20 protein-coding genes and 2 tRNA genes are annotated in these 17,322 nt (G+C 66.8%); 14 read left to right on the top strand and 8 right to left on the bottom strand.

What is annotated here, in order from left to right:
- Window positions 1-60 precede the first annotated feature (60 nt).
- Both trpC and ACYKG1_RS19805 read left to right on the top strand, forming a co-directional pair.
- Entirely contained in the window at window positions 61-855 is a 795-nt protein-coding gene (gene trpC / locus ACYKG1_RS19810) for an indole-3-glycerol phosphate synthase TrpC (RefSeq protein WP_100474198.1), read from the top strand.
- Window positions 852-1,568, top strand: a complete 717-nt coding sequence (locus ACYKG1_RS19805) for a haloacid dehalogenase-like hydrolase (protein ID WP_100474195.1) — start codon at window positions 852-854, stop codon at window positions 1,566-1,568. Before trpC ends, ACYKG1_RS19805 begins: the two co-directional genes overlap by 4 nt.
- A 75-nt stretch (window positions 1,569-1,643) precedes the next feature.
- Here ACYKG1_RS19805 and ACYKG1_RS19800 read toward each other — a convergent pair whose 3' ends face one another.
- A complete protein-coding gene (locus ACYKG1_RS19800) occupies window positions 1,644-2,405 on the bottom strand; it encodes a sulfite exporter TauE/SafE family protein (protein WP_478471168.1) in 762 nt (253 codons plus the stop codon).
- 62 nt (window positions 2,406-2,467) lie between these two features.
- The gene (crp, locus tag ACYKG1_RS19795) at window positions 2,468-3,157 is read right to left on the bottom strand and encodes a cAMP-activated global transcriptional regulator CRP (RefSeq protein WP_010482649.1); all 690 of its coding nucleotides are present in this window, start codon (window positions 3,155-3,157) and stop codon (window positions 2,468-2,470) included.
- Between the two features lie 149 nt (window positions 3,158-3,306).
- Between crp and speD the strand changes: the two genes are divergently transcribed.
- Together speD and ACYKG1_RS19785 are read left to right on the top strand one after the other, a co-directional pair.
- On the top strand, window positions 3,307-4,101 hold the full coding sequence (gene speD, locus ACYKG1_RS19790; RefSeq protein ID WP_014648662.1) for an adenosylmethionine decarboxylase: 795 nt from the start codon (window positions 3,307-3,309) through the stop codon (window positions 4,099-4,101).
- A 170-nt stretch (window positions 4,102-4,271) separates the two neighbouring features.
- A complete protein-coding gene (locus tag ACYKG1_RS19785; protein ID WP_100474189.1) occupies window positions 4,272-4,592 on the top strand; it encodes a DMT family transporter in 321 nt (106 codons plus the stop codon).
- A gap of 92 nt (window positions 4,593-4,684) precedes the next feature.
- Here ACYKG1_RS19785 and coq7 read toward each other — a convergent pair whose 3' ends face one another.
- On the bottom strand, window positions 4,685-5,329 hold the full coding sequence (coq7, locus tag ACYKG1_RS19780) for a 2-polyprenyl-3-methyl-6-methoxy-1,4-benzoquinone monooxygenase (RefSeq protein WP_100474186.1): 645 nt from the start codon (window positions 5,327-5,329) through the stop codon (window positions 4,685-4,687).
- 196 nt (window positions 5,330-5,525) lie between these two features.
- Here coq7 and rplM point away from each other — a divergent pair, with 196 nt between their 5' ends.
- Both rplM and rpsI read left to right on the top strand, forming a co-directional pair.
- Entirely contained in the window at window positions 5,526-5,954 is a 429-nt protein-coding gene (gene rplM, locus ACYKG1_RS19775; protein ID WP_005414692.1) for a 50S ribosomal protein L13, read from the top strand.
- A 2-nt stretch (window positions 5,955-5,956) separates the two neighbouring features.
- The gene (gene rpsI / locus ACYKG1_RS19770; RefSeq protein ID WP_005411311.1) at window positions 5,957-6,349 is read left to right on the top strand and encodes a 30S ribosomal protein S9; all 393 of its coding nucleotides are present in this window, start codon (window positions 5,957-5,959) and stop codon (window positions 6,347-6,349) included.
- 298 nt (window positions 6,350-6,647) lie between these two features.
- On the opposite strand, the gene ACYKG1_RS19765 is transcribed toward rpsI, so the two are convergent.
- Window positions 6,648-6,722 (bottom strand) — tRNA-Gln (locus tag ACYKG1_RS19765).
- Between the two features lie 55 nt (window positions 6,723-6,777).
- Window positions 6,778-6,854: transfer RNA gene (locus ACYKG1_RS19760), tRNA-Met, on the bottom strand.
- 120 nt (window positions 6,855-6,974) lie between these two features.
- Between ACYKG1_RS19760 and ACYKG1_RS19755 the strand changes: the two genes are divergently transcribed.
- From ACYKG1_RS19755 to bfr, 3 genes are all read left to right on the top strand, one after another.
- The gene (locus ACYKG1_RS19755; protein WP_100474183.1) at window positions 6,975-7,595 is read left to right on the top strand and encodes an RNA pyrophosphohydrolase; all 621 of its coding nucleotides are present in this window, start codon (window positions 6,975-6,977) and stop codon (window positions 7,593-7,595) included.
- Between the two features lie 108 nt (window positions 7,596-7,703).
- Entirely contained in the window at window positions 7,704-7,913 is a 210-nt protein-coding gene (locus tag ACYKG1_RS19750; protein WP_478471167.1) for a (2Fe-2S)-binding protein, read from the top strand.
- 142 nt (window positions 7,914-8,055) lie between these two features.
- Complete coding sequence (bfr, locus tag ACYKG1_RS19745) at window positions 8,056-8,526, top strand: bacterioferritin (RefSeq protein ID WP_005419804.1); 471 nt, start codon at window positions 8,056-8,058, stop codon at window positions 8,524-8,526.
- Window position 8,527: 1 nt separating this feature from the next.
- Here bfr and ACYKG1_RS19740 read toward each other — a convergent pair whose 3' ends face one another.
- From ACYKG1_RS19740 to ACYKG1_RS19730, 3 genes are read right to left on the bottom strand one after another with little or no spacing between them, the layout of a single operon-like run.
- Window positions 8,528-10,744: an ATP-binding protein gene (locus ACYKG1_RS19740; RefSeq protein ID WP_478471166.1), complete on the bottom strand. Its 2,217-nt coding sequence runs from the start codon at window positions 10,742-10,744 to the stop codon at window positions 8,528-8,530.
- Window position 10,745: 1 nt separating this feature from the next.
- Window positions 10,746-12,635: an EAL domain-containing protein gene (locus ACYKG1_RS19735; RefSeq protein WP_100474173.1), complete on the bottom strand. Its 1,890-nt coding sequence runs from the start codon at window positions 12,633-12,635 to the stop codon at window positions 10,746-10,748.
- A gap of 44 nt (window positions 12,636-12,679) precedes the next feature.
- On the bottom strand, window positions 12,680-13,297 hold the full coding sequence (locus tag ACYKG1_RS19730; protein ID WP_478471165.1) for a DUF4126 domain-containing protein: 618 nt from the start codon (window positions 13,295-13,297) through the stop codon (window positions 12,680-12,682).
- Window positions 13,298-13,476: 179 nt separating this feature from the next.
- Here ACYKG1_RS19730 and ACYKG1_RS19725 point away from each other — a divergent pair, with 179 nt between their 5' ends.
- From ACYKG1_RS19725 to ampE, 5 genes are all read left to right on the top strand, one after another.
- Window positions 13,477-14,220, top strand: a complete 744-nt coding sequence (locus ACYKG1_RS19725; RefSeq protein WP_100474167.1) for a DUF6776 family protein — start codon at window positions 13,477-13,479, stop codon at window positions 14,218-14,220.
- 4 nt (window positions 14,221-14,224) lie between these two features.
- Window positions 14,225-14,689, top strand: a complete 465-nt coding sequence (locus tag ACYKG1_RS19720; protein ID WP_100474163.1) for a bactofilin family protein — start codon at window positions 14,225-14,227, stop codon at window positions 14,687-14,689.
- Between the two features lie 31 nt (window positions 14,690-14,720).
- Complete coding sequence (gene erpA, locus ACYKG1_RS19715) at window positions 14,721-15,113, top strand: iron-sulfur cluster insertion protein ErpA (RefSeq protein ID WP_005419789.1); 393 nt, start codon at window positions 14,721-14,723, stop codon at window positions 15,111-15,113.
- A gap of 119 nt (window positions 15,114-15,232) precedes the next feature.
- Window positions 15,233-16,138, top strand: coding sequence for an NAD(+) diphosphatase (gene nudC, locus ACYKG1_RS19710; protein ID WP_478471164.1), 906 nt, complete (start codon window positions 15,233-15,235; stop codon window positions 16,136-16,138).
- Window positions 16,139-16,283: 145 nt separating this feature from the next.
- Window positions 16,284-17,171: a regulatory signaling modulator protein AmpE gene (gene ampE, locus ACYKG1_RS19705; protein ID WP_100474157.1), complete on the top strand. Its 888-nt coding sequence runs from the start codon at window positions 16,284-16,286 to the stop codon at window positions 17,169-17,171.
- Window positions 17,172-17,322: the final 151 nt, after the last annotated feature.

The raw sequence follows: 17,322 nt of genomic DNA, 5'->3' as shown, positions 1-17,322 counted from the left end.
CTGACCCCGTCGATGGCCGATAATGGCCGTCCTCACCGCCCCCGCACCGAACCGAAGACGATGAGCGACATCCTGCAGACGATCCTGGCCCGCAAGGCCGAAGAAGTAGCCCAGCGCCGCGCCCAGCGCCCGCTCGAGGAGCTGCAGGCCGCCGTGGCCAGCGCCCCGCCGGTACGTGGCTTCGTGCGCGCGTTGCAGGCGGCGGTGGCCAGCGGCGACCCGGCGGTGATTGCCGAGGTGAAGAAGGCCAGCCCGTCCAAGGGCGTCATCCGCCCGGATTTCCGCCCGGCCGACATCGCGGTCAGCTACGAATTCGGTGGTGCCAGCTGCCTGTCGGTGCTGACCGACGTGGATTTCTTCCAGGGCGCCGACGCCTACCTGCAGCAGGCCCGTGAAGCCTGCACGCTGCCGGTGCTGCGCAAGGACTTCGTGATCGACGCCTACCAGGTGTACGAAGCGCGTGTGCTGGGCGCCGACTGCATCCTGCTGATCGTCGCCGCGCTGGACGACACCCAGCTGGCCACGCTGTCCGAACTGGCGCTGTCGCTGGGCATGGACGTGCTGGTGGAAGTGCACGACATCGATGAGCTGGAGCGCGCGCTGCAGGTGCCGGCGCCGATGATCGGCATCAACAACCGCAACCTGCGCACCTTCGAGGTGTCGCTGCAGACCACGCTGGACATGCAGAATGCGGTGCCGCGTGACCGCCTGCTGGTCACCGAGAGCGGCATCCTCGGCCCTCAGGACGTGGCGCTGATGCGTGATGCCGGCATCCATGCCTTCCTGGTCGGCGAGGCCTTCATGCGTGTGGAAGAGCCGGGCGAGGGCCTGCGTCAGCTATTCTTCGCGGCATGACAACGCACTATCCAACGCCGCGCGAGGATGCGCCGCTGGTGGTCTTCGACTTCGACCACACCCTCTACGATGGCGATTCGGGAACCCACCTGTTCGCCTCGCTGATCAAGCGCAACCCGCTGCGCATGCTGGCGGCGCTGCTGGTCACGCCGATCGCCGGACCGATGGTGGCGATGCTGCCGACCCGTCGCGCGGGCATCTCGGTCTACGTGTGGATCGGCAGCTTCGGCCTGCACCGTGCGCGTGACTTCAACAAGGTCATCGACGCCTACGTGCTGCGCCATCAGGCACAGATGCGCGCCAAGCTGCTGCCGCAGGCGCTGGAGGTGTTCGCCGCGCATCGCGCCAAGGGGGACCGCGTGGTGGTGGCCACCGGTGCGCCGCCGGAGCTGGCGCGCGCGATCCTGGCTTTCGTTGCCCACCAGGACGTGCCGGTGATCGGCACCGAGGTCGGCCCGCGGCTGGGCGGTGTCGGCCCGACCCGCCACTGCCACAACGAAGAGAAGATGCGCATGCTGCGCGAGCGCGGCTATGGCGACATCGACATCGCGTACTCCGACAGCACCGCCGACCTGCCGCTGCTGCTGGCCGCCAAGGCGCCGGTGGTGGTGAACCCGAAGCCGGGGCGGGTGGACTTCTTCCGCCGCGTGCTGCCGGCCGGCACCCGCATCCTCAACTGGGGTTGCGTGGACCGCGGTGGCGACAAGGCCTGACCCGGGGTCAGATCCCGAAGGGGCTCTGACCCCATCGCACCATGAACGATCCGCCGGGCCATGCCCGGCAAGCGCTCAGCGCCCCAGATGCCCGTATACCGCGTGCCCGATCTGGAACAGGCTGATGCCCAGCACCAGCACGCCCACGGCCACAAGCACCCAGCGTTCCTTCACCTGCTTGACCAGGATCGCCGCCACCGGCGCGGCCATCATGCCGCCGATCAGCAGGCCGGCCACGATCTGCAGGTGCTGCACCCCCATCGACAGCAGGAACGTTGCTGACACCGTCAACGTGACCACGAACTCGGCTGCGTTGACCGTACCGATGGTGGTGCGCGCCTGGCCGCCGCGGGCGAGCAGGGTGGACGTGGCGATGGGTCCCCAGCCGCCGCCACCACTGGCATCAAGCAGGCCCGCGAAGAAGCCCAGTACCGGCACCCGCCGGATCTCGCCCTTGGGCATCCAGCGGCCGGCGGCACGTGCCAGGATGATGATCGCCAGCACCAGCAGGTAGAGATAGATGAGCGGGCGGATCACTTCGCCGGGCAGCTGGGTCAGGCCGTAGGCGCCCACGGCGCCGCCCACAGCGCCGGGCAGCGCCAGGCGGAGGAACAGGCGCTTATCGACATTTCCGGCGGCAAGGTGCGACACACCCGAGGCACCGGTCGTGAACACTTCAGCCGTGTGGATGGCAGCGCTGGCCTGTGCGGGCGGAATGCCCATGGCCAGCATCACCGACGACGACACCAGGCCGAACGCCATGCCCAGCGCGCCGTCGACCAGCTGGGCGCCGAGGCCGATGAGGATGAACCACCAGAATTCGCTGCTCAGTTCCATGCACCGAGCCTAGCGCGCGAAGGAGTGCGGACCAAGGTCCGCACCCACCGGGTGCTCAACGGTCAACGGGTGCCGTACAGCACCACGGTCTTGCCGCGGGCATGCAGCAGGCCGTCGGTCTGCAGCTTCTTCAGCACGCGGCCGGCCATTTCGCGCGAGCAGCCGACCAGGCGTGCCAGCTCCTGGCGCGAGACGCGCAGCTGGCTGCCCTGCGGGTGGCTCATCGCCTCCGGTTCCTGCGCCAGGTCGTGCAGGGTGCGCACGATCCGGTCGGTGACGTCCAGGAATGCCAGGCGGCTGGCCTTGCGGCTGGTGTCGAGCAGGCGCTTGGAGATCTGCTGGCCCAGCGCGTACAGCAGGCGCGGGGCATCGGCCGACAGCGGGCCGAGGAACAGCTGGTGCAGGCGCTCGTAGCTGATTTCGGCCAGCTCGCAGGCGGTGCGGGTCCTCAGGATCACCTCGCGGCGGTCCGATTCGACGAACAGGCCCATCTCGCCGACGAACTCGCCGGCACCGAAGTAGCCCAGCACAAGCTCGCGATCGTCATCTTCCTCGGCCATGATCGAAACCGAGCCGCTGATGACGTAATACAGGGTTCCCGCCGGGTCACCGGGTCGGAAGACGTCGGTACGGGTGGGGTATCGCCGCCTGTGGCTGTGCGCCAGGAAACGATCGATTGTGGCGATATCCAGGGCCAGTGGACTGCTAGCTAGGCGCACGGTTGACACGATAGGAGCGCTCCCTCTGCGCATGAACGGATTCACGGGGTCGATAGCGGAGCTTAACCAGCGCAATTGTTAAGGGCAAACAGTGTGCCAGATGTGAGCGGTCTTCACGTTCCCCCCGGGGACAGTTTGCCCCATAATTCCCCCTTTCCCTTCTTACACAGGAATCGACCGCCGTGGTCAAGCCGTTGCCTCGCCTGAGGCTGCAGGGTTTCAACAACCTCACCAAGGCGCTGAGCTTCAACATCTATGACGTGTGTTACGCGCGCACCGAAGAGGAGCGTCAGCGTTACATTGAATACATCGATGAAGAGTACAACGCCGACAGGCTGACTCAAATCTTGACCGATGTCGCCGAGATTATCGGCGCCAACATCCTGAACGTGGCCCGCCAGGACTACGACCCGCAGGGTGCCTCGGTGACCATCCTGATCTCCGAAGAGCCGGTGATCGACAAGAAGCAGGCCGGCAAGGAGCTGATTCCCGATGCCGTGGTCGCGCACATGGACAAGTCGCACATCACCGTGCACACCTATCCGGAAACGCACCCGCAGGAAGGCATCGCCACCTTCCGCGCCGACATCGACGTGGCCACCTGCGGCGTCATTTCGCCATTGAAGGCGTTGAACTACCTGATCGAAAGCCTCGAGTCGGACATCGTGATCATGGACTACCGCGTCCGTGGCTTCACCCGCGATGTGAAGGGCAAGAAGCACTACATCGATCACAAGATCAACTCGATCCAGAACTTCCTGGCCAAGAACATCAAGTCGCGTTACGAGATGTTCGACGTCAACGTCTACCAGGAAAACATCTTCCATACGAAGATGCACCTGAAGGACTTCGACCTGGACCAGTACCTGTTCGAGGAGAAGGCCAAGAACCTGTCGTTCAAGGAACGCATGAAGATCGAAGCGCTGCTCAAGCGCGAGATCGAAGAGCTGTTCCACGGCCGGAACCTGTCCGAGTAAGCCCCATGTGCGATGCCCGCAGGCATCGCCGTCCAGGCGGGACGACCCGCTGCGTGGAACCAGTGCCCCGCACAGGTTATAGTTCCACGGTGATGTACCGACCCACGGCCCGGTGTGAAAACACCGGGCCGTTTCGTTTTTTCTCAAGAAAGGTAAGGAGCCCCCCACCCATGCCCTGGATCTACCTGCTGCTGGCCGGCCTGTTCGAAATCGGTTTCGCCCTCGGAATGAAGTACTCCGAAGGCTTCAGCAGACCCCTCCCCACCGCTGCCACGGTCGTGTCCGCGCTGATCAGCCTGTACCTGATGAGCCAGGCGATGAAGAGCATCCCGGTCGGCACGGCCTACGCGATCTGGACCGGTATCGGCGCCATGGGCGTGGCGGTGCTGGGCATCTACCTGTTCAACGACAGCGCATCGCCGGCCCGCCTGGCCTGCGTGGGCCTGATCGTGGCCGGCGTGATCGGCCTGAAGCTGGTCTCGCCGAACTAAGGCGGGCCGACGGCCCGACCAACGGTCGGGCCCCACCACCGGGCCCCACCGCACCTCCTGGTAGGCCCCCACCGTTGGTGGGCGCGCCCCGGTCAAATGCGGTACGCGATGGTCTTCATCACCTTGGAGGCCAGCGCCATCGCGCCCGGAATCGGGAACGGCAGGCGGCGCGCGCCGGCCTGCTCGGCGTGCTCCGCATGGCGGGCCTCGTCTTCCTTCATCACCTGGATGACCGCGCGGCTGCGCAGGTCGCCGGCCGGCAGGTCGACCAGGTGCTCGTCCAGGTGGGCTTCCACCTGGCGCTCGGTTTCGACCACGAAGCCCAGGTTCCAGCCATCGCCGCGCAACCCGGCCAGGGTGCCGATGGTGTAGCTGCCGGCGTACCACAGCGGGTTGAACAGGCTGGGGCGGCTGTCCAGTTCGCCCAGGCGGGTGGCGCACCAGGCCAGGTGGTCAGTTTCTTCCTGGGCCGCTTCCAGCAGGTGTTCACGCGTGGCCGGGTCGCGGGCCACGGCGGCCTGGCCGAAGTACAGGCCCTGTGCGCAGACCTCGCCGACGTGGTTGATCCGCATCAGCCCCGCCGCGTGGCGGCGCTCGGCATTGTCCATGCCCGGCTCGTCGGTCTCCGCAGCCGGGTAGGGGCGGGCCGCCGGTGGATTGCCGAACACCGTGTCCAGGGCGCGCTGCGCCTCGGTCAGCAGGTGGTCCAGCGGGGTGGTCTGGCGGAGCACGGTCATGGCGGTACGCGGTGAGGCGGAAGACCCGCCGATTCTCGCCCGCCCCCGCCCCCCTGCCAACCCGGGGCAGGGCCAGCTTGCACCGGGGGCTTGACCTGCGTACAATCCCGCCTCTTACGCTTCACCTTTCACAACGCGTGGCAGAGTTCCGGCGAGTCGTTCGCCGCAATGAGCCCGACCTAACCTAGAGTTCTTCATGAGCACTTTCACTGCCAAGAACGAGACCGTCCAGCGCGACTGGTACCTCGTCGACGCCGAGGGCAAGACCCTGGGCCGTCTCGCCACCGAGCTGGCCCGCCGTCTGCGCGGCAAGCACAAGCCGGTCTACACCCCCCACGTTGATACCGGCGACTACCTGGTCGTCATCAATGCAGAAAAGATTGCCGTCACCGGCAAGAAGCTGCAGGACAAGATGTATCACCGTTTCACCGGCTACATCGGCAACCTGAAGACCGAGTCCCTGGCCCAGGCGCTGGAGCGCCACCCGGAGCGCGTGATCGAGATCGCCGTCAAGGGCATGCTGCCGAAGGGCCCGCTGGGTCGCCAGATGTACCGCAAGCTCAAGGTCTACGCCGGCACTGAGCATCCGCACGCCGCACAGCAGCCGCAGGTTCTGGATATCTAATCATGGCTATCACTCAAAACTACGGCACTGGCCGCCGCAAGTCCTCCACCGCTCGCGTGTTCCTGCGCAAGGGTTCGGGCAACATCACCGTCAATGGTCGTCCGCTGGACGAGTTCTTCGGTCGTGAGACCGCGCGCATGATCGTGCGCCAGCCGCTCGAGCTGACCAAGAACACCGAAAGCTTCGACATCCTGGTCACCGCCGCTGGCGGCGGCACCACCGGCCAGGCCGGTGCGATCCGTCTGGGCATCGCCCGTGCTCTGGTCGAGTACGACGAAACCCTGAAGTCCGAGCTGCGCAAGGCTGGCTTCATGACCCGTGACGCCCGTGAAGTCGAGCGTAAGAAGGTCGGTCTGCACAAGGCCCGCCGCGCCACCCAGTTCTCCAAGCGCTGATTCACCGCGCCTGGCTGGGCTCCTCCGGGAGCCCGCTGGTTGGAAAAGCAAAAGCCCGGCTTCGGCCGGGCTTTTGTCGTTCTGGGGTTGCGCATTTCGAGGTTGCCGGCCAGTGGCTGGCGATGGGGTGGGGTCAGAGCCTTTTCCTTTGGAAAAGGATCCGACCTTGGGCGCCTCTCTGGAGAAGAGCCTCCTTGATGTTCAAGGGGGCGCGCCGACAGGCGCGGGGACAAGGTGGAATGCGACCAAATTAAAAGCAAAAGGCCAGATCTTTCGATCTGGCCTTTTGCTTTTAATTTGGCTGCCCCGGATGGATTCGAACCACCGAATGCCTGAGTCAGAGTCAGGTGCCTTACCGCTTGGCGACGGGGCAAAACGTGCAACTATTTTCTCACTTTTCACACTGGAAAACAACTTGATTTTCAGTGTGGTGGCTATGGGTGGACTCGAACCACCGACCCCAGCATTATGAGTGCTGTGCTCTAACCGGCTGAGCTACATAGCCTTGGTGAGCCCGCTATTCTGCGGATGTGTATCGCCCCTGTCAACACTTTTGTACCGCGCTTGTGGGCCGACAGAGGGCATGGGATAGTCCCGACCAGTAGATTTTTTAGGAGTCCGCATCGTGATCGATCCGGACGGCTATCGACCGAACGTCGGCATCGTGTTGATGCGGCAGGACGGCCAGGTGTTCTGGGCACGACGTGTGCGCCGGGACGGTTGGCAGTTCCCGCAGGGTGGCATGAACACCGACGAGACGCCTGTCGAGGCCATGTATCGTGAACTGCAGGAAGAGACCGGCCTGCTGCCTGAGCACGTGGAAGTGCTCGGGGCGACACCCGGCTGGCTGCGCTACAAGTTGCCGGCGCGCGCCATCCGCCGCAGCGAGCGACAGGTCTGCATCGGCCAGAAGCAGGTCTGGTTCCTGCTGCGCCTGACCGGCGACGAATCCCACGTGAAGCTGGACCACACCGACTCGCCCGAGTTCGACCACTGGCGCTGGGTGGACTTCTGGTACCCGGTGGAGCACGTGGTGATGTTCAAGCGTGGCGTCTATGCGCGCGCTCTGCGACATCTGGCGCCGCTGGCGCGAGGGGTGGCCGGGCAGGGCGTTACCGCCATGCCCAAGAGCGCCGCCGAGGCCTGGATGCCGGGGCACACGGCCGGGCACGACCGCCCGCGCAAGCGCCCGCGGACCCGCGGCTACTGGCCGAAGAAGGCCACGGGTGATGGCCCGGCCAGCTGAACGGCTGAACGGTATCGAGAATGGTTCAGGTCTCTGATTGACAACCATTCTCGTTTCCATTGGAATAGCCAGCAGGCCGCTTCTGGCCTGCCAGCCCGGTTCCCGCCTGTGTACGTCTGCATCTGCAACGGAGTCACCGACCACCAGATCCGCGAAGCCGCCAGCCATGGCGTCAGCACGGTGGCCGAACTGACCATGCGTACCGGTTGTGGCGCCACCTGCGGTTCCTGCATGGACATGGCCGGCGAATTGCTGGCCAAGGCACGTGCGACCCACGATCTGCCGCTGCCGGTACTGGGCCTGGCCCAGGTCGCCTGATCGTCTCTTCGCGGCGCGTTGACGCCGCGCTTTCGCACCCTTCACGCGTGGCCACACAGGCCAATGCACACGATTCGCGTTCCTTCACGGCTGCACGCAAGGCGTTAAAGTGCCTGCGTTTTCAGCGTGCAGGAGCATCCCCATGAAGGGCGACACCAAGGTCATCGAATTCCTCAACAAGGTCCTCTACAACGAGCTGACCGCGATCAACCAGTACTTCCTGCACGCCAAGATGCTGAAGAACTGGGGCATCAAGGAGCTGGCCGAACACGAGTACAAGGAATCGATCGACGAGATGAAGCATGCCGACATGCTCGCCGACCGCATCCTGTTCCTTGAAGGCCTGCCGAACTTCCAGGCACTGGGCAAGCTGCGCATCGGAGAGAACCCGACCGAGATCCTTCAGTGCGACCTGTCGCTGGAACGCGATGGCGTGGTCACCCTGCGCGAGGCCGTGGCCTATTCCGATTCGGTCGGCGACTACGTCAGCCGCCAGCTGTTCGTGAAGATCCTCGACTCGGAAGAAGAGCACATCGACTGGCTTGAAACCCAGCTCGACCTGATCGAGCGCATCGGTGAGCCGAAGTACCTGCTGAGCAAGCTGGAAGAGTGAGTCAGCTGCCCTGGCCGGCGCGATGCTGTGCCAGGTAGCCCGTCAGCGCCACGCGCGCGCGGGCGAATTCGGCAACCAGCAGCGCCACCGCTACGGCGGGGCGCTGCAGGCTGCCATTGCGGGCTTCATGCTCGATCCGCTGCGCGACTGCCGACAGCGACAAGGCCCCCACGTTCGCACTCGATGATTTCAGGCTGTGCGCGACTGCCTGCAGGCGTGGTTCGTCGCCGTTCTGCGCCGCTTGCTGCAGCTGCTGCACCATCACCTGCGCATCTTCAAGAAAGACCGTGACGATCTGGTTGGCGGCGTCGCCGATTACTGCGTGCAGTTCGTCCAGCACATCACGGTCCAGCACCGGTTGCGGAGTGGCTTGGCTTTTTGTGTCTTGTAGAGCCGAGCCCTGCTCGGCTGGCGGCGCTCGATCTGCTGCGGGGGCGTAGCAGTCGAGCAAGCTTGACGCTACGGCATCGCTCGACCGTTGCCCCCAGCGCTTCAACAGCGCATGCAGCGTGGCGCGCGCGATCGGCTTGGACAGGTAATCGTCCATGCCCGCCTGCAGGCAGCGCTCGCGATCACCGGCCATGGCATTGGCGGTCATTGCGATGATCGGCAATCGCGAACGCCCCGTTTCCGCTTCTTCGGCGCGCCAGCGGCGCGTGGCGGCGTAGCCGTCCAGCACCGGCATCTGGCAATCCATCAGCACGATGTCCACGTCGCCTTCGCGGAGAACGGCCAGTGCCTGCTCGCCATCGGCGGCGTTGCGCACCTCGCACTCGAACACGCGCAGCAGTTGTTCGGCCACCATCCGGTTGACCGTATTGTCCTCCACCAGCAGCACACGCAGATGCAGTGGCGGCAGCGTCGGCGCGGGCAATCCGTCTTCGGCATTGGCCAGCAGTGCCGCAGGGCGGGCAGGCGTGGCAGGCGCAGCCAGCAGTCCATGCAGGGCTGCATCATCGAAATGCGGGAGCAGCTGGCGTTGGCGCGGGCGTTGTGCAGGCGTGTCTTCCTGCAGCCACAGCACCTGCAGTGCATCGTCTTCGCCGCGCTCGGCCAGTGCCTGCTGCAGCGTGGCCTCACCGTTGCGGCGGGCGCGGGCATCGACCAGCAGCCATGCCGGTGCCGGTTGTCCGGGCCGCGCGGGAGCGCGCAGGCGCTCGACCACGGCATCCAGCCGCGCCAGCACCTGCACCTGCAGCCCATGGTGGGCGGCGATGCGCTCGATGCGTGCCTGCAGCGTTGCATCGGCACTGAACAGCAGCAGCGGTGCCGGCGCGCGCACCATCGCCGGCAGGTCGCCAGGGACCTTCAGCAACGGTATCTCAAACCAGAATGTCGCGCCCTGGCCGGGCGTGGACCGCACGCCGATGTTTCCGTGCATCAGGTCGATGATGCGCTTGCAGATGGCCAGGCCCAGGCCGGTGCCGCCGTAGATTCGGGTGGTGGATGCGTCGGCCTGGCTGAAGGACTGGAACAGGCGTGCCTGCAGCGCGTCGTCGATGCCGATGCCGGTATCGATGATCTCGAAGCGCAGCTGGTGCTGCGCGGCCCCTTCGCCCAGGCGCAGCACGCGCAGCTGCACCTGGCCGCGGGCGGTGAACTTGATGGCATTGGCCAGCAGGTTGCTCAGCACCTGGCGCAGGCGTACCGGATCGCCGCGCACGGGCAGGCGCACCGATGGATCCAGTTGCAGGCCCAGGGCCAGGCCCTTGGCGTCGGCGGCCCGCTGCATCAGCTGCACCACGCCATCGAGCAGGTCGCGCAGGTTGAAGCTGGTGATCTCCAGTTCCAGTGCCTGCGCTTCCAGCCGGGAGTAGTCGAGGATGTCGTCGACGATGCGCAGCAGCTGCTGCGAGCTGGCCGAGGCGGTAGCCAGCATCTGCCGCTGGTCTTCGCCCAGCGGTCCGCGCGCGATCAGCTCCAGCATCGGCAGGATGCCGTTCAGCGGGGTGCGGATCTCGTGGCTCATCGTGGCCAGGAACTCGCCCTTGGCCAGCACGGCCGCCTCGGCGGCCTGCTTGGCCTGCAGCAGCTGTTGTTCCAGCTGACCCTGGCGTTCGGTGGTATGGCGAAGCTGGTCGCGTTCGGCGGCCAGCGCGCCGTGTGTGCGCTGCAGCTGCGCCAGCGCATGGTTGCGCGCGCGAAGCCGCAGGCCCAGCACCGTCAGCGCGATGGCGGCCGCGGCAAGGGCAACCAGCAGCAGGCCCCACGGCGGCACGTCAGAGCACCGCGTTGTGGAAGTCGAAGCTCAGGTCGCTGCCGGCCGACTGCACCATGTTGCCCTGGATGAAGTCGACGCCGCCGACCCACATCGCCGCTGCAGCCTGCGGATCCTCGATCTGCTGGCCGATGATCTGCAGCCCGGCGGCATGGGCCTGTTCGATCGCCTTGCGCAGTTCCTCGCGGGTGGCTGGATTGGAATGGCTGCTGGAGAAGCGCGCAGCCATGCGGACGAACGACAGCGGCAGCTGGGTCAGCAGTGCGTCGGCCTCGCTGCCGGGCTCGAACTGGCTCAGGCAGAAGCGTACCCCGGCACTGGCCATGCGCTGGCAGAACTGCTGCAGCGGCACGGTGTGGATCAGTGCGTCGGGCAGGCGCACGTCGATCACCAGCGCACTGCCGGGCAGGTCACGCTGTTGCAGCGATTCCAGCAGCCAGTCGGCGAAGGCATCGCGCTGCAGGGTGCGCAGTGACTGCGAAACGAACAGGTTCAGCGGCTGCGTTGCGTGCCGGTACAGATCCAGCAGGCCCAGTGCGTGGTCCATCACCTGCTGGTCGAGGTCGGCAATGCGCCCGGCGGCTTCCGCAGCCGGGATCACCTGGCCGGCCGCCAGTACCGTGCCATCGGTCTGGCGCAGGCGCAGCAGCAGCTGGTATTGCGCGGTGTTGCCACCTGCCACGGCGACGATCGGCTGGTAGGCCAGTTCCAGCTGGCCTTCCAGCAGCGCCAGGTGTTCCTGTTCGGTGACCGCCTGGCGGTGCACATGGCCCGCCACGCCGGCGCTGAGCAGGCGTGCCTGCAGGGTGGTGCGCTCAACTGCTTCCAGCGCACTGTTGGCATCCTCGAAGCCCGGCGACAGCGGCGCGTAGCCGACCACGCCGCGCAGGTGCACGGATTCGTCGTCGCGGATCACGAACGCACGTGCCGACAGCTGCTCGCGCAGGCTCGCGGCGATGCCTTCGAGGGCGTCCTCGTCGGCGTTGCGGGCCAGCAGCAGGAAGCTGTTGTCGTTCAGGCGCGCCAGCAGGTGCGGATGGCCGGCCTCGGCCAGGCGCTGCCCGGCCTGTACCATCAGCCGCTCAAACGCGGCATAGCCATAGCGTTCGCGCAGGCCCAGCGCGCTGGCCACTTCGATGAAGAACACGCCGCCCTGGTCACGGTGGGCGAGTGCGGTATTGAGCTGCTGCAGCACGTGGTGGCGCGTCGGCAGGCCGGTTTCCGGATTGCTGGTGGCCGGTGCGCCGGTGGCACCGGGCAGGGTCGCGGCCTGGGCACGTGCGCGGCGGATGCGGTTGGCGACCGCTGCGATCAGGTGGCGGGGCCGGATCGGCTTGCTCAGGTAGTCGTCGGCGCCGCTGTCGAGTACTTCGAACTGGCGCTCCGGATCCGGATCGCCGCTGAGGAACACGATCGGCAGCAGCTGCAGGCCAGGCTGCTGGCGGATCAGCGCGGTCAGGCGCATGCCATCCAGCCCGGGCAGGTGCAGGTCCATCAGGATCAGGTCGGGGCGGTGCTCCTTGATCGCCTGCAGCGCGGCATCTGCATCGCTGTGCACGATGGCCTGCATGCCGGCGCCATGCAGCACGCTCTGCGCGAACAGGGCCTGTGCACGATCGTCTTCAACGATCAGCACGCGATAGGGCGAGTCCGATGGCGGTGGGGCCAGATCGTTGTTCCCGGCTTCGGCCAGTGCGATCGGGCCGGGCAGCGGCGGTGGTGCGCTGTTGACGGGCGAGTGCACATCGGCCGCGACCGGCGGCGGGGTCGCCATCATCGGTGCGGCCACAGCGGGGCTTGCCGCCTCGGGGACCCAGCGCTGCCAATGATCGGCCGGCGGGGTTTCAGCGCGTCCCGGGCGGGCGCCCGCGGGGGATTCGTTTGCGGCCATCGGTGCTCCTGGTGTTCGCGTCCATTATGCGACAAGCCCGGCGCTCAACCGGTGCCGGCGTGCCCTGGCGGTGGTGCCGATGCGCCGCGCGCCAGCCAGCGCACGCCCTTCCACAGTGCGCGCCAGACCAGCCACACCAGCAGTGCGCCGGCCAGGCTGCAGGCCAGCACCACCACCAGGGCGATCCACGGATGCGCCAGTGCCAACGCCAGGCCGCCGATCACCACGGTGTCTTCGGCGGCAGAGGCGACCCAGTTGCTGGCCGGTTCCGGCGAGGTGTTGAGCAGGGCGCGGGTACCGGCCTTCAGGCCATGGCTGGCCAGGGCGACACCGGCACCGGCGGCGAGCGCACCGGTGCCCAGCTGGCCATCCGGCGACAACGTGGCCGCCGCGAGGAACGCGCCGGCGGGTACGCGTGCGAGCGTCTGCACCAGGTCCCAGGCCGAGTCCACGCCGGGGATCTTGTCGGCGAAGAACTCGGCGATGGCCAGCGCGGCCGATGTGCCCAGCACCCACCATGATTCGGTGGCCTGCAGGGCGGGTGGCAGGTCGACCCAGCCGAGCAGGCCGGCCAGGCCGACGCCGAACACGGTGAGGTAGACGCGGATGCCGGCCAGCCAGGCCAGCAGGATGCCGATCACGAACAGGTGGGCTTCGGTCATGGCGGTGCTCCGGCGACGGAACTGTGCAGGGGGCCACACTATCGACGATGGCGTGCCTGAACGCCACAGACCGTGGCCGGCCACTGCGCAGGAAACCCACCCGTCCTGTCATACACTAGCCCGTCGTTTGCCACAGGGGCCGTACCGGTATCGCCCTTGCGATACCCCGGAAACCACCCATGACCAACCGTCCTCCCATGCGCGTGCAGGTACGCCTGCCCGGCGCGCCGCAACCGCCGATGGACCGTCGCCGCCTGCTGATGATCGGTGGCATCTGGCTGCTCAGCCTGGTGCTGGCCGCGCTGGGTGGCTGCTGGATGGCCACGCCGCGCGATGCCCAGGGCCAGCGCCTGCAGGCCGCAGAGAAGCGTGCCGAGACGCTGCAGGCGCAGCTGACCGAACTGCGCCAGAAGCAGGCCACGCTGGAAGCCTCCGACCGCATCAGCCGCGCTGCCAATACCGAGGTGCAGTCCTCGCTGGCCGAGCGTGACGAAGAAATCGCCGGCCTGCGTGCCGACGTCGCCTTCTACGAGCGACTGGTCGGCTCGACCAGCCAGCGCAAGGGCCTGAACACCCACTCGATCGAGTTCAGCCCGGAAGCGGCCGGCACGTGGCAGTACACCGCCGTGCTGACCCAGAACCTCAACCGCGGCGCCATCAGCCAGGGACAGATGCGCTTCACCGTGGAAGGCGTGAAAAACGGCAAGCTGGCCACGATCAGTTGGGATGATCTGCACCAGCGCAGCAAGGTGCCGGGACAGGACTACTCGTTCCGGTACTTCCAGCAGCTCACCGGCAGCGTGATGCTGCCGGCTGACTTCACCCCGCAACGCGTGCGGGTGACATTGGGGAGTGGTACGGGGGGTACCACCCAGGTATTCGACTGGAAACAGGCCGGCGCGCCGGCCAGCAAAGGGGAGTAGGCAGATGTTCGGAAGCAGCAAATCCAACCGTGAAGGCCAGCTGGTGGTGGATGCCCTGATCGGCAACCAGGTGGTGATCCGCGGTGATGTGGAATTCAGTGGGGGCCTGTATGTGGAAGGCCGCATCCACGGCAAGGTGATTGCCGCCGAAGGCGCCAGTGGCGCGACCCTGACGGTCGCCGAGCATGGCGTGATCGAGGGTGAGATCCGCGCCCAGGTGGTGGTCATCAGTGGCCGCCTGGACGGCGATGTGCATGCCACCGAGAAGGTCGAACTGACCCCGAGCGCACGGGTCAATGGCAACGTCCATTACCAGGTGGTGGAGATGAATGCGGGCGCCCAGCTGAACGGCCGCCTGATCCACGCGAGCGCGCCGATGGCGGCCCTGCCGGCGCCGGAAGGCGATGAGGCCAATGATGGCAAGGGCGATACCGCCGCACGCCGCAAGCTGGCCGAGGCGATGGCTTGAAAGCCATCGTCGGCACCCCCATGCTGGCAGCATGAGCACGCTAGTCTCCCTGCCCGGCGCCACCCCGGTTGCCGCGCCCGATTACCAGTCGCTGGAGCGCCCGCTGAACTTCACCGAGTCGGCGGCTGCCAAGGTCAAATCCCTGATCCAGGAAGAGGGCAACCCCGACCTGGCCCTGCGCGTGTACATCGAAGGCGGTGGCTGTTCGGGCTTCCAGTACGGGTTCGAGTTCGACGAGAACCGTGCAGAGGATGACCTGGCGGTACAGACCAGCGGGGTGACCCTGCTGGTCGACCCGCTGAGCCTGCAGTACCTGATGGGCGCCGAGGTGGACTACACCGAGAGCCTGACCGGTGCCCAGTTCGTGATCCGCAACCCGAACGCGAAGACCACCTGCGGCTGCGGCAGCAGCTTCAGCATGTAAGCAGGGCGCGGGGCCTGCGCCCGGCGCGACAAGGTGTGTGGAGCAAGCTCCACACCCACAGCTGGTTTCCGCAAAGCCTGCGGCTTGCCACCCGCATCGATTGGCGGCAGGCTTGGCGGATGCCCAATTCTCCTTCGCCGCTTTCCGGTTTTGCCTTCGTTGGCGAACCGCTGGAGCGCGCCGATGCCCTGCGCGAAGATGCCGATGCACTGGCGCGCCTGTGGCCGGGTGCGCGCATTCTCGTGCTCGATCAGGACGGCAGCGCCTTCACCGGCGATGACGATCAGCCGCTGGCGCTGACCGGCGCCGCCATCGGCGGTGGCCCGGGTGCCGCGATCTTCCTCGGCCTGCGCGGGGAGCAGGCGTGGTTCTCGGTTGAAGCTGCCAACGTCACTATCAGCGCGCCACGCCGACTCGATCTGCGCCAGGCCGCATTGCTGTGGTCCATGGCCGATGCGACTGCTTTCAGCTATGCCCGCGGCATGTCGTACTGGCACTCGCGCACCCGCTTCTGCGGCGTATGCGGCGGTGCCGTGGCGTTTGCCCGCGGTGGCTTCGTCGGCCGCTGCGGGCAGTGCTCTACCGAGCACTACCCGCGCGTCGACCCCGCCGTGATCGTCGCCGTGGAGAACCAGGGCCGGTTGCTGCTGGGCCGGCAGTCGAACTGGGCACCGCGTCGCTACTCGGTGCTGGCCGGTTTCGTCGAACCCGGCGAGACTTTCGAGCAGACCGTGGTGCGCGAAGTCCATGAGGAGAGCAAGGTACGGGTGACCGCCTGCCAGTACCTCGGTTCGCAACCGTGGCCGTTCCCCGGCGCGCTGATGGTCGGCTTCCGTGCACAGGCACTGGATGACCTGCCGACCGTGGATGGCGAGCTGGAAGATGCGCGCTGGTTCAGTGCCGAAGAGGTGGGCGCTGCGCTGGCCCGTGATGTCGAGGACGATGGTCAGGGCATCCGCCTGTCGCCACCGATCTCGATTTCGCGGGGGCTCATCGAACACTGGTACCGCCAGCACAAGGGCTGAGCCCGATTGCTGCCGGGCCGGTGGTGGCAACTGTATTGCCGCCACCTGAACACGGCCCGGGTTAGAGTCCGGTTCACCAGCGAGGGTGCCGCTGCGACAGGTAAGGTAGCGGCGCCGAGCGTTCTGTTTCGTAGGGAGACCTGCCATGTTCACCACTCTGGCCGCCGTGCTGGTGGCGCTGGCCCTGGGCCACGTTGCCCCGGCCGCTGCCGCTTCGCTGCGCCGTTTCGACGGCTTCCGGCGATGGCTGGGCTGGCTGGACGCGCATGGCGGCAAGGCCTGGCAGGGCGCGGCGGGGGTCGCCCTGGCGCTGTTGCCGCCACTGCTGTTGATGGGGCTGCTGGCGTGGCTGCTGCGCGGAGTGCTGTTCGGCCTGCCGTCGCTGCTGCTGGGCGTGGTGGTGCTGGCCTGGTGTTGGGGACCGCGCGACCTGGATCGCGATATCGAAGCGATCATCGATGCGGACGACGCCGCGACGCGGCAGGCGGCGGTGCGCAACCTGCAGGCCGCCGGTGGCAGCCTGCGCGAGGACGTGCCGTCGCTGGTCGAAGCGACGGTGCTCAATGCATTGCGGCGCTGGTTCGCGGTGCTGTTCTGGTTCCTGCTGCTGGGCCCGGCGGGCGCGCTGGGCTACCGGCTGCTGGCGCTGATGGCGGAAAGCCCGATGCGCGCGCGCGTGCCGGTGGAGCCGCTGGCATTGGCGCAGCGCCTGCTGGGCTGGATCGAGTGGCCGGTGGCGCAGTTGATGGCGTTTTCGATGGCGCTGGTGGGTAACTTCGATACGGCGTGGAAGGCCTGGCGCCAGGCCCATGGCGAACGCCTGGCGGGCGGCATCGGTTTCCTCGGCGCGGTGGCGCGGGCCAGTGTCAACGCCGAGCTGCGCGAGGATGCGCACGATTACACCGAGGCGGGGTTGCTGCCGGTGTGGCAGCGGCTGCCGGACCTGCGTGATGCGATGAGCCTGGTGTGGCGGATGCTGCTGCTGTGGCTGGCCGTGCTGGCGCTGCTGGTGATTGCAGGCTGGGTGACGTAGTTGTTTTGCAGGGCTTGCAGCCCTGCACCTGCAGAAGCAACAGCAACAGCAACAGCAGCTCTGGATTGCTGATGGTTGGGCGGGGCGGTGTGGGGCTTCAGGACACGCCGTAAACCCGTCCCTGGGGGCTCGATGGCGAGCTTACATGGAC

The sequence above is a fragment of the Stenotrophomonas sp. 85239_Sma genome, from assembly GCF_056481725.1.
The sequence above is the reverse complement of the archived record's forward strand: the minus strand, read 5'-3'. Positions and strand labels throughout refer to the sequence as shown.